A 12,150-nucleotide genomic window follows, 5' to 3' on the forward strand; every position below is an offset into this window, starting at 1 on the left:
ACTGGTTTTATGCTACTATTTATGGAAAACTAGCAATGGCATTTCGGTCTAATACCTTAATTTAGCTTTACATTAACAAAGTTTAAAAGATAGCAGAACTGCAGTTCAGGAAAACCAGGCATTTGCTTTCTCAAAAAAATAAAATATTAGCTATGCGCATTGCCGTTATCGACCTTGGCACCAATACTTTTCACCTGCTGATTGCAGAAACAGCTGGAAAGCAATTGGAAATTCTATATAAAACCAATGTGCCCGTAAAATTGGGCGAAGGCAGAATTAACGAGAATATCATTGTTCCAGCGGCATTTGAAAGGGGCATAAACTGCCTTAAAGCATTCGCTAAAACCATTTCCAAATATAAGGTTAACCAAGTAAGGGCTACGGCTACGTCGGCTGTTAGAAGCGCTGAAAATGGCAAGGATTTCGTGCAAGCGGTAAAGGAACAAACAGCAATTACAATCGAAGCCATTAGCGGTGATGAAGAAGCTGCACTAATTTACGAGGGGGTTAAACTGAGCGGAGCCATAAAAGACCTTTCGTTGATTATGGATATTGGCGGGGGCAGCGTTGAGTTTATTCTTTGTGATACCGAAAAACTGATCTGGAAAAAGAGTTATAACATCGGGGCTGCACGTTTGTTGCAACAGTTTTTTAAATCCGACCCTTTGGCAGATGAGGATAAAAATGCAATCCTGTATCACATCCAGCATCAACTAGCAGATCTTTTCGAGATTTGCGAAAAATATAATCCCCAGGTTTTAATTGGTTCGGCGGGTGCTTTTGAAACCTTTTTGGCGCTGGTTACCAGAGATACACAGGTTGATATTGAAAACATTAAGCATTTCGAGTTTAATTTTGACGATTACATTGCCACCTCAGTTGTACTGATCAACTCTACGCACAAACAGCGCACTGAAATGCCTGGTATTATACCGTTGAGGGTAGATATGATTGTTATTGCTGCCCTAATAACCAATTACATTTTAGGCAGGACGAAGATAAACCGCTTAATGCTTTCTACATACGATTTAAAAATGGGTGTTTTGGCTAGCCTGACATAAAAAATGATCCATCGGTTAATGGATCATTGAGCGTAGAGCGTATATTAATTTAGTTTAACTCTTTTTGGATTTGGGCGGTGGAGGCAATATTATTCCCATAATCATATTGTCTTCTCTTTTGAGCTTGAGGTTCTTTTGTTCTTCCTTCGAAAAATCGATAAAGATGGCCCCATTGTATTGTAAACTTTCGGCGGTAAGGTGATTGTTCCTGATATCGAATTTATCGTCTAAAACGAACTGATAACGGCCATTTTCATCGGTCAGCGCGCCATGCTTGGTATTAAATATTGATAGTTTAATGCCTGCGAGGGGTTTATTATCATGATTTAAAACATAACCATATATTTTTTGGGAACGAAGTGGCTTAGCATCATCTGTTTTTTTATTCGGTGTTTTAACAGTTTCGATCGGTGCATTAGCAATCTGAGCCTTGGCATCCATCATGAAAATGCTCACACCAATGGCCAGTACGCCCAAATACTTCATCCAGTTGCGATTGCCCGTTGGTACAATTGATAAATGATAATTGAGCTGGTTGAGCTGTGCTTGGCTCAAACGCCCACACACCGATGAACTGGCACTGGCCAGTACACTAATAATTTCAGCAGTGGTATAGCCAGAAAAATCGATTACATTTTTACTGCAGGCTTTACAGAAACCAAACCCTGCTCCTTTTTCCATTTCATCCCAGTTCTGCTGGCAGGGTTCGGCTATGGTAACTTCGTTAATTCTCGTTTTCATGGTGCTCATTTCTTAGATGATGAAACTTTTACGAGAATTCCACACAGGAGATTTAAATAAATTTTAAGAGTTCGTTATAAAGTTTCTCGGTGGGCAGCCCCATTACATTGGTGTAAGAACCTTCTATGCGCTCTACCACAACAATTCCCCACCAATCCTGCACACCGTAGCTTCCTGCTTTATCAAAAGGCTTATAATTATCGATGTAAAAATCTATTTCATCAGCTGTAACAGATTTACAGTATACTTCGGTCCTATCGTAAAAAGAATAGCTCTTATCTCCCTTAACCAGGGTTACACCCGTAAAAACCTCGTGTTTACTGCCCGAAAGTTTCTTCAGCATTTCCTGTGCATGTGCACGGTCTACAGGTTTGCCCAAAATTTCTCCGTTCAAAGCCACAATGGTATCAGCCGTAATTACAATTTCGCCATCTCCTGTAAATGCTTTGGCCTTTTGCTCCGAAATATAAACAGCAATTTCTGCCGGACTCAAACCATCTGGATAGCTTTCATCAACATCTTTCAGTTCTACTTTAAAGTTTAGGCCCATAAGCGTTAAAAGCTCTTGGCGGCGTGGAGATTTAGAGGCTAATATAATCGGGGGAAATTGGACTGGCATATTTAATTTTTCTGCTAAAATAATAAAAGCGACATAAAGCCGCTTTTATTATTCGATATTTTAACTAGGATTAGTTATTTCCACCACCTTGGCCGCCTTGTCTACGTTTTTCCATTTCGGCACGTTGTTCTTTCTGCCAAGCTTCGTAAGTTTTTTTCTGCTCATCTGTTAATACTGCATTAACTTTGGCATCGTTATCTGCACGCATTTTTTGCATTTTCTCTCTCATAGCATCTCTATCACCACCTTGCATTTCTTCGCGCATTTTTTTCATTGTTTCGGCCTGCTCAGTAAATACAGCAGTCAATTTAGTTTTTTGATCATCAGAAAGCTTTAATTTTTCGTCTAACTGTTTTACCCTTTCTTCAGGTTTCATCATCATTCTACCTTGTCCACCACCTTGTTGCGCGTTGGCGAAACCTGCTATACCTAGCATTAATCCGCAGATCATCATTAATTTTTTCATGTTGTTCTTGTTGTTTTTGGTTGAAATTTGAATGGTTGGAGTACAAAAAAAATTAAAAGTTTAACGGCGAACTGTAACTTAGCTATTACAAACAAAGAACATTAATCTTTCAGCAGCAATACCGGTACATGCGATTTAATCGTCAGTTTATGCGATACACTTTCGTGTAAAAGGCTTTCAAAGAAACTGTATTTCTTGGGCAGTGCAATGATGAGCTGTGCAGCTTCCGTTTTGGCAAACTTCACAATTCCTTTTATGGTATCGGGATGATCGGAGTAATGGTAAGCGGGCGAAAAATCGATCAGCATTTTATGCAAAAAATGTTCTTCCTGCGAATCGATGGTATGACCAGAGTTGATATTGAGTACCAGAAGTTCGAGTGCATGCTTGCTTAGAATATTCTTTAGCGCATTCATCGGGATTACCTCTTTTACCTTTTTAAAATCGCAGGCCAGGATAGCTTTTCTGATGGATTGATACTCGGCCTTTGGTGGCACAACCAGTACCGGAACAGGGCTCGATTTAGAAATCTTGATTGCGTTCGAGCCTATATCACTTTCATCTTTAGCTTTTTTACCATTGCTACCGATAATAATCAATGCGATTTCTTCTCTGTTCACCCTATCAATGATGGATCTTAAAATGGTTTCTCTGGTTAAATAAACTTCAATTTCAACCTCGGGATTAATTTCGAGCAGCTTGTGCTTAAGTTTTTCCAATGCGGCCAGCCTGTTCGCCACTTCTTCTGCAATCCGGTCGTCGGTTGTAACCATCAGGTCGGGCGTGGGCAGAAGCATTTCATATTCTGAAACATAGTAGGCATTAAGCAAGATTATTTTGGCATTCGTCATCGCAAAACTCAATCTGGCAGCATATTTTGCAGCATGATCTGCTGTTTTCGAAAAATCTACAGGTACAAGGTAAGTGCTCATATCATTAAAATTAATGTTATTTAAATTATTAAATTAATCAATCGATTGATTAATATATCAACTCAAATTTCGGATATAATCTTATTGATTACAAATTTTAAAATAAGAGATTTATAATATCAGGGTCATTCTGACAGTAGTAATAAGAAGAGATCCTTCGACTCCGCTCAGGATGACAATCGTGTCAACGAACCAATGACCAATGAACGAATAACCAATGAACGAATGACCAATAAACAAATTTACTTACCAGAATCGGCAGCGTTTGGGTTTTCATCGTGCCATTTTCCCTGCACTTTCATTACCTTTTCGATAATATCGCGCACAGCTGTTTTGCCTCCATTATAAGGGGATATGAAGGTAGAAATGGCCTTTATTTCTTCTACTGCATCAGCCGGACAGGTTGGGAGCCCAACCAATTTCATTACTTTTAAATCGGGGATATCATCACCCATGTAAAGCACTTCTGCAGCTGTAATCTTTTTATCCTGAAGATACTGATTTAATATTGCTACTTTGTCGCCTGTGCCCAAAAACACATCGGTTACGCCAAGGTTAAAAAAGCGTTTGCCCATCGCAATACCATCGCCGCCAGAAATGATACAGATATTATACCCTCGTTTAACGGCCAACTGCATGGCATAACCATCTTTGATATTGAAAGTACGCAGCGACTGGCCATTATCAGTAACCTGAACTGAACCATCGGTAAGCACACCATCAACATCAAAAATGAAAGTGGTGATATCTTTTAGTTTTTGAAGAAACATTTTAGTCTGGCGTTTAGTGTTTGGCGATGAGCGCTGGAGCCGACTCAAGACTGAGGACTCCGGACTCAAGGCTAATTACTGATTATCTCTCCACTCGTATACCCAAGCAGATTGAATTTGCTCTAAATGGCCTTCACTGCTTTCTTCGCGGGTACCTTTAAAGTTTGGCAACTCTAAAACCCATTCTAAAAGTTCGGTAAAGCGGATACGGTAAATTTTGGTTTCTGAAAAATCATCACCAAACTTTTCATATAAAGACATCGCAATATCTTCATAATCGTTCCAGTAAAAAGGTAAGGCAAATTTATCGTTGTTCATGTTCTGTTTGTTGTAAAGTTGAAATGTTGAAGCGGTTAACTGTTTAAATCGGTTAATTGTTAAAATCGGCCGATCGACTTTGGACTAAGGACTCTAGACCCAGGACTAAATTAGTGTCCCATGAAACCAGATTGATCTGGAATAGTTACCTCAATATCGCCGTTGATTACTACGCACTGGCAACCCAAACGTGAAGTAATTTTAGGGCGTACAGCTCTATCAATGAAATCTTCTTCTTTATCAGAAATCTCTTCGATATTGTCCATGCCCTTGGTTACATACACATGGCAGGTACTGCAACCGCAAACACCACCGCAGTTGTGCTGTAATTCGATCCCGTTATCCAGGCAAACATCTAAAACAGACTCGCCGGCAGCAATAGGTAACTCTACAGCTTCGTGATCTGCTTCTTCAAAATTTATTTTTAGTTTAAAAATGCTCATAATTATTTTGCAAAAGTAATAAGCAAAAGCCGTAATTATGCTATTTCGGCATTAATTTTATGCTGTTGCTTAATGTTTGATAAATATCCTGCAATTCGGGCATATTGTTTAACATGCTCAAATGCTTATGTATTGTTGTTTCATCGGCCCTAACCGCTGGACCAGTCTGCACATTTTCAGGCAGATTGCTCATTACCTTATCGGCAGTTTCGGCTATTAACGGCCGGATGATTTCAAAGTTTAGGCCATTCTGATCTAAAATCTTATTGGCCAAAGCATATAAGTGATTGGGGAAATTACAGGCAAATACAGCAGCAAGATGCAGTACTTTTCTTTTTTCACCATCCAAGTGATATACCTGATTGCTTATTGTAGTGGCCAGATGGTTTAAAATATCCAACTGAACCTCATCAACTGCTTCAATGCACAATGGTATATGATCAAATGAAACTGCTTTCGCTTTCGAAAAAGTTTGCAAGGGATAAAAAACACCTGCTTTTTTTACCTGCGAAGATAAAATACCTATATCGGTAGTACCAGAAGTGTGCGCTACCAAGCCCGTTACATTTGTTAATGCCGCGGCTACAGTTGCAATGGCATCATCTTTTACTGAAATGAGGTATAAATCGGCATCTTGATCAACTTCATTTAACCTGTTTATTGCTGCTGCGCCAACTACATTTGCCAGCGCTAACGCATGATTTAGGTTAGGGCTGTAAACCTGCACTACATCTTCGCCTTTAGCCTTTAAAGCTATTGCTAAATGTGTTGCTACGTTACCCGAACCTAAAAAAACAATTTTCATGGTTTATGCAATTTTGGCTTCTTTTCTTCTTCTGAAAATAGAAAGTAAGAAACCAATAACCATTACAATGGTGCCTGCCCAATATAAATTAATGAAAGGAAATTCTATGGCTTTGAACACTACCCAATCTTTCGCTTGCTGAGGTTTCTCAAAAATCTGCAGCTCTACTTTCTTTTCATCCGGTAATACTTTAGAAAAACGGAATTTTAGATCCAGTTCTTCTACTTTACGTGCAAAATCGAAAGTATTGTTACCTTTTATCAAGAAAATAGGCTCTGTGTTATAAGTTTTGCCGGCAGCATTGATTTCGAGTGGCAAGCCAACGGCATAATCGCCCTGGGCCAATGCCAAATCTTTGGCAACAGGTTTCCTGTTCAAATCTTTAACCGTAACTATACCGCTCGAAGTATGGATGGTGTCTCCTACCGAAACTTTAACAATGCGTGGTGCTTTGTAATTCTCATCGTCAGAATGTCCTTCGTGGTCATCATGCGCTTCTTTTTTAATCGCCGCACTGGTAATGTGGGTATAAACGTCGTAAGTAAGGTAGTGCTTGGTATCAGGAGAAGCAATTAAACCCATTTTCTCGTTATCCTGTACATGTGGGTGCAGGTTGAAATCTTCTTTAACCTTTCCGGTTTTCTCGTCGATAACCTTGAAGTTAAGTTCGTAAATGGTATTTGGCGCCTGCGTAGTGTCGCTCACATATGTTACCGTATATTTACCCATTTTTTTAGGCTCATTTTTGTATAACATGATGTTTTCGCCAGGTTTCTCTGTTTTCTCAAAATCCTTTACCGGAATAAAATTATTGGCATTGATGGATAAAGGTTTATTGGTAGCTGCAGAAATTAAGGCGCCCAATATTAAGAAAGCAAAACCGATATGCGCAATTGCCGAACCAGCAAGTTTTGCCTTGCCACCAAAAGCCTGATACAATATTGCGGCATTGGATAGCACAGCAAACAAACAACTGAAAGTAATCAGTATGTACATGGTATTGGTGTAAATATCTGCAACGTACACCAAACCGGCTGTTAAAACCAGTGAAAAAACAATTGCTGAAACTAAACTGCTGTAAAATTTACGTGGATCGGTTCTTTTGTATTTTAAATACTGAGAGAAACCTGAAATTAAGGTAATTAACACTGCAAACGGCGCCTGCCATTGGTTGTAATATTTAACAGCATCAATTGGTGGGGTAAAATTAGTACCAAAGGCTTTGTTAAATACCGGAACAGAGGTTGAAAAAATAACCTGGATACAGGCAATCGTTACTACCAGGGCACCAATAAACATCCAAAATTCACGCGAATAGGTTTCTTCATCTTTAGTCGTAATTGGCAGCTCTTTCCATCTCCAAACAATTAATGAAATGGCCAAAATAGCAAATACCACATTGTAGAGAATAAGGTGGCCAAACATGCCCATATCGGTAAATGAGTGGACTGATGTATCGCCTAAAATACCACTACGGGTTAAGAACGATGCATAAAGCACCAATAGGAAACTTAAAAATACCAATGCAATTGCCGTAAAGTAAGCATGGCCTGTATTTTTATAGGCAATCATTACGTGTACAGCACCAATGAGCGTTAACCAAGGGATTAGCGAAGCATTTTCTACCGGATCCCAAGCCCAGAAACCACCGAAGTTTAACGCTTCGTAGGCCCAGAAAGACCCCATTATAATACCGGTTCCTAAAACCATTACCGCAAAAAGCGTCCATGGCATAGCTGGCTTAATCCAATCTTTATATCTTTTTTGCCATAAACCTGCAATACCATAAGCAAAAGGAACCACCATGCTGGCGAAACCCAAAAACAGGGTTGGCGGGTGTATTACCATCCAGTAGTTTTGCAACAATGGGTTTAAGCCTCTACCATCGGTAATAAATTTAAGGTAATCTTTAAAGTTTTCAGGGTTTGCAAAAACTACAGGGGCCATTGCTTTTAAATCAACGGCATCTCTTAAAAGAATAAATGGCGAACTACCGATCCTTTCCCCGAAAATCTCTACGCCTAGCATCATCGAGGTTAAAAATACCTGCGAAAATGCCACAACCGTCATTACAGGGCGTTCCCAGATTTTGGCTTTCCAGATTAAAAGCGCACCTAAAAACGACTGCCAAAATGCCCAAAGCCAAAAACTTCCTTCCTGTCCTTCCCAAAAAGCCGATACAATATAATAGATAGGAAGTTGTTTGGAAGAGTGGAAATAAACGTAATTATATTCGTTGTAGTGGCCGAGGATTAAATAAAAAAGCGTTACGCCGATACCAATAATACTGGCCCAGTTAACCAAGAATCCAATTCTGCCCAGGTTGCGCCAGGATTTATCTTCTAAATTTTTCTCGCGACTGGCATAAAAGTATGAGATGGTTGAAAGTAATGATGCACTAAAAGCCAGCACAATAAAAAACTGACCGATTTTACCCGGCAGCAGGTTCTCGCCTACAAATTGAATATCCATTAAAATTAGTTATATTTTTTTTCGCCGTATTTCCCTACGGTGTCTACCTTACCATCTTTATTTACCTCAACAAGGTTGTCGTTATATTTAGATGGGCATTTCATTAAAATTTTCGATGCATAGAATTTGTCCTTATCCATTTTACCGATAAGTACCAATTTTTCAGATTTTTCAAAATCCTGGGGCTTTGTACCTGCATAAATGATCTCTCTCACCTCTCCTTTTTCATCTTTCATGTGAAACGAGAAGTGATTGGCATCTTTTACAGCGTCATAATATGTACCCATTGATTTTACCCAATAGCCCATTACATGTTCTTCCTTACCAGAGCCCGAAGCCTGCTTGAAATTAGAATAGGTATCGGTATTTGCGTTTAAGCTAAATAAAATCCCAACGGAAATGGCGATGGTGATCAGTCCAATGATTGCACTTTTCTTCATGTTTATATGTATTGTAAAAGCTGGCAACAAAGATAGAAAAATCGGCTTAGCCAGCATTCTTTTACATTTTTCTTGTCTTTATATTGACAATTAGCTGATTTTAGTACGGCAATATTTTGCAGAACAACTAAATCTACCCACCATATCCATCAGATATGCTAAAGATCTTAAAAATACGGCACGAAATTATTAAGTTTGGAGCATCAGATCATCATTCCTTTTTTATCCCATCGTAAATCGATTAACCCTATCAACATGAACCTGAAACAATTTTATAATCTGCTGCTGTTTATCGTACTGATCCCTATTTTAAGCTCCTGTTTTGAGGTCATAGAAGAAATTTCGATCAAAAACGATGGCACCGGGGAGGTGACACTTACCATTAACTTAAGCCAGAGCAAAACTAAAGTTGCCTCGGTAATGCTTTTAGATAGTGTTCAAGGCTATAAAGTTCCAAGCAAGCAAAAAATACAGCAAGAATTAAACGAAGCTGTTGCTTATTTAAGAAAATCGGAAGGGATATCGAACGTAAAAAGCACCAGCGATTTCAATAATTATATCGCAACCATCAGTTTTTCTTTCAAAGATGTTTCAAACATCAACAACATTACCAAAAACATTTTGGCGCAGCAAAAAATAAAGGCTACAAATACTTCTTCTTATAGCTATAACAAAGCCACAAAAACCTTTAGCAGAAAATACCAGTCGGTGGCTACAGCAAAAACCGAATTCAATAAATTAAAGGCAAAAGATAAGGCTGTTTTTAACGGCGCAACCTACACCAGCATTTACCGGTTCGAATCGGCTGTAACAAGTACCACCAACCCGGCATCAAATGTATCTAAATCGAAAAAGGCGGTAATGTTAAAAAGCAATATCACCGATTTAATTAACGGAAAAATTAACGTATCCAACGCAATACAACTATCTAAATAAAATGAAACCATCATGAGCATGCGTTAAAAAACCGAAACGAGTATGCCCATGAGCGCTTCACAACCGCTAAAAACAAAGCTATCTAATGAAAAAAATTCTAATTGCAATCTCCCTATTCCTGTCATTACAGGCTGCAAATGCGCAAGATTTAGTCAAAAAAATACCGGCAAATGCTTTTACCGTGGCTACCATTAAAGGCGACAATATTTTTAAGCTCATGTTTGTCAAAGATTTTAACGAATCTTTTGTGGGCAAAAAATTACTGGAAGGAACCTCGAAATCGCTTGATAAAAACTTTAGCAGTATTGAAGATTTTGGCATCAACCTGGATCAAAACATGTACTATTTCAATCAGCTTACAGATAGTATTACCTATAACTGTTTCCTTATTCCTTTGAAAGATGCCTCAAAATTTGAAAGCTTAATCAATAATAAGGAGCAAAAGCTGAAAACAGATGGTAATACCAGAACCATAGTTTTACCCGATAGTACTAGCATTGTTAAATGGAACGATAAAATGATGTACTTCGTAACCGGTAGCATTAAAGGCGCTTTCTTTGCCGATTCGGCCAAATCTGCACGCTACGGCATCAAAGACATCAGGTTTCAAGCCGAAGATGCAATGGCTGTTGATAGCGCAACGATGTTGGCAGATACCACTTATGTTACTACAACAGAACCTGTGGTAGAGGAAGTTACTGCACCCGTTATCGAAAAAGCAAAAGTTCAGAAAAAAAGCACTACAAAAAAGAAAGCTCAAAAAACTGTTGGCAAAAAGAAAAGCAGTAAAAAGAAAACGGTTATAAAGCCGAAACGCCAGCCAAACACTGATACTGAAGCTGAAAATGTTGATGAGGCGGTAATGGATGCCGTTGCAGAAGCGCCCGATGCAGCAAAGGTAAATGCAAATTATGATACCTACCAACAGGAAATTGCAGAACAGGAGGCTAAGAAAAAAAGATTGGCCTTTAAGTGGATGACCGCACAGGCAGATCAGATTTTTAATGGCAGTTACGAATCGATAGAAAACAATAAATCGTATACCACCAGCTTAGACAGCAAAGCCATTGCAGAGCTTTGGGTATCTAGCCTACAGGATGTTTACAATGCAGTTGCCCCCGAATTTGGCACTTATGGCAAAGCTGGGCTAATGACAGGATATGGCAGTTTAAACGCCAAGCTTTTTATGGATGATAAGAGTTTCCGCATTTCTACAGGGTTAGAACTGGCTCAGGAACAGGCTGATTCGTACAAAAAAATAATGAACAGAAAGCTGAACAAAAAATTCTTGAAATATGTAAACAGCGAAAAAGCGATTGGTTTTATGAGCTATGCCATTGATACCAAAGCTTACTTGGAAGAATTGCCAAAATTGATGAAACAAACCTACGGCTCGTTTTTAGGCCGTCAGATGGATGAAGAAATTGACCTGGGTTCGGAGCTGATTTCTCTATTATTGGATGAGGAAGCTGTAAGCCAGGTAATAAAAGGTGATGCCCTATTTGTTATAAATGGCTTAAACACAAAAGAAGTTACCTATACCACTTACGAGTACGACGATGATTACAAGCAGAAAGAAGTAACCAAAACCAAAAATGAAACCTTACCCGATTTTCTTTTCATGTTCTCATCAGATGATACCCGGTTGTTTAACAAGCTGATTAAATACGGCATGCACAAAAACCTGGTTACCTTAGACAATAACATTTATAAAATACAGGAGAAAAAGAGCCCTATTGATGTTTATTTCTTCATTAAAGATGGAATTGTGTTTTTTGGCAATTCTTTAACAGAAATGCAGAACATCAACAACAACCAGTTTAACAGCAGCATTAGTAAAAAACACAAAGCATTGTTGAGCAAAAATAACTTCAGCTTTTTGTTTAATGCCAAAAACCTGGTGGGCAAAGTGCCCGATTCGGAAATTGGCGGCGTAGAAACGGCCAAAAAATTCAACAGCACTTTGGCACAAATGGGCGATGTTTACATGAAATCGAACCCGATTAAAGGCAGGCTTGTATCGGCAGATATTAGTGCAGAAATTCCGAACGGACATGAAAATGCACTGAAATACCTGTTTTCGTTAATTGAAAATGCGGCTAAGTAATTTTTGTTAAGCGCGTTAACAGACCAATTTGTCAACTTCA

The 12,150-nt window shown here is 38.8% G+C and carries 13 protein-coding genes; 3 read left to right on the plus strand and 10 right to left on the minus strand.

The annotated features are described in order from the left end of the window. Positions 1-152: 152 nt before the first annotated feature. Complete coding sequence (locus ACS5PU_RS19310) at positions 153-1,061, plus strand: Ppx/GppA phosphatase family protein (RefSeq protein WP_439460799.1); 909 nt, start codon at positions 153-155, stop codon at positions 1,059-1,061. A gap of 54 nt (positions 1,062-1,115) precedes the next feature. Here ACS5PU_RS19310 and ACS5PU_RS19315 read toward each other — a convergent pair whose 3' ends face one another. From ACS5PU_RS19315 to ACS5PU_RS19360, 10 genes are all read right to left on the minus strand, one after another. Beyond that, a complete protein-coding gene (locus ACS5PU_RS19315; protein ID WP_439460800.1) occupies positions 1,116-1,802 on the minus strand; it encodes a carboxypeptidase-like regulatory domain-containing protein in 687 nt (228 codons plus the stop codon). 52 nt (positions 1,803-1,854) lie between these two features. Further along, the gene (locus tag ACS5PU_RS19320) at positions 1,855-2,421 is read right to left on the minus strand and encodes a Maf family protein (protein WP_439460801.1); all 567 of its coding nucleotides are present in this window, start codon (positions 2,419-2,421) and stop codon (positions 1,855-1,857) included. A 70-nt stretch (positions 2,422-2,491) separates the two neighbouring features. Next, positions 2,492-2,887, minus strand: a complete 396-nt coding sequence (locus tag ACS5PU_RS19325; RefSeq protein WP_439460802.1) for a Spy/CpxP family protein refolding chaperone — start codon at positions 2,885-2,887, stop codon at positions 2,492-2,494. 101 nt (positions 2,888-2,988) lie between these two features. Next, the gene (locus tag ACS5PU_RS19330) at positions 2,989-3,819 is read right to left on the minus strand and encodes a universal stress protein (protein WP_439460803.1); all 831 of its coding nucleotides are present in this window, start codon (positions 3,817-3,819) and stop codon (positions 2,989-2,991) included. A 242-nt stretch (positions 3,820-4,061) separates the two neighbouring features. Further along, positions 4,062-4,589, minus strand: coding sequence for a KdsC family phosphatase (locus tag ACS5PU_RS19335; RefSeq protein WP_439460804.1), 528 nt, complete (start codon positions 4,587-4,589; stop codon positions 4,062-4,064). Positions 4,590-4,664: 75 nt separating this feature from the next. After that, a complete protein-coding gene (gene iscX, locus ACS5PU_RS19340) occupies positions 4,665-4,907 on the minus strand; it encodes a Fe-S cluster assembly protein IscX (protein ID WP_316803797.1) in 243 nt (80 codons plus the stop codon). A 110-nt stretch (positions 4,908-5,017) separates the two neighbouring features. Beyond that, positions 5,018-5,350 carry a 2Fe-2S iron-sulfur cluster-binding protein gene (locus tag ACS5PU_RS19345; RefSeq protein WP_439460805.1) on the minus strand — a complete coding sequence of 111 codons (333 nt, stop codon included), beginning with the start codon at positions 5,348-5,350 and terminating at the stop codon, positions 5,018-5,020. A gap of 40 nt (positions 5,351-5,390) precedes the next feature. Further along, positions 5,391-6,155, minus strand: a complete 765-nt coding sequence (locus tag ACS5PU_RS19350; protein ID WP_439460806.1) for a Rossmann-like and DUF2520 domain-containing protein — start codon at positions 6,153-6,155, stop codon at positions 5,391-5,393. A 3-nt stretch (positions 6,156-6,158) separates the two neighbouring features. Continuing rightward, complete coding sequence (locus ACS5PU_RS19355; protein ID WP_439460807.1) at positions 6,159-8,627, minus strand: heme lyase CcmF/NrfE family subunit; 2,469 nt, start codon at positions 8,625-8,627, stop codon at positions 6,159-6,161. 5 nt (positions 8,628-8,632) lie between these two features. Next, a complete protein-coding gene (locus ACS5PU_RS19360; RefSeq protein ID WP_439460808.1) occupies positions 8,633-9,067 on the minus strand; it encodes a cytochrome c maturation protein CcmE domain-containing protein in 435 nt (144 codons plus the stop codon). Positions 9,068-9,322: 255 nt separating this feature from the next. Here ACS5PU_RS19360 and ACS5PU_RS19365 point away from each other — a divergent pair, with 255 nt between their 5' ends. Together ACS5PU_RS19365 and ACS5PU_RS19370 are read left to right on the plus strand one after the other, a co-directional pair. Then, complete coding sequence (locus tag ACS5PU_RS19365; RefSeq protein WP_439460809.1) at positions 9,323-10,003, plus strand: hypothetical protein; 681 nt, start codon at positions 9,323-9,325, stop codon at positions 10,001-10,003. A gap of 85 nt (positions 10,004-10,088) precedes the next feature. Further along, positions 10,089-12,110 (plus strand): hypothetical protein, encoded by a 2,022-nt coding sequence (locus ACS5PU_RS19370; protein ID WP_439460810.1) that lies wholly within the window; start codon positions 10,089-10,091, stop codon positions 12,108-12,110. Positions 12,111-12,150: the final 40 nt, after the last annotated feature.

It is taken from the genome of Pedobacter sp. GSP4, from assembly GCF_051857575.1.
Taxonomy (GTDB): domain Bacteria; phylum Bacteroidota; class Bacteroidia; order Sphingobacteriales; family Sphingobacteriaceae; genus Pedobacter.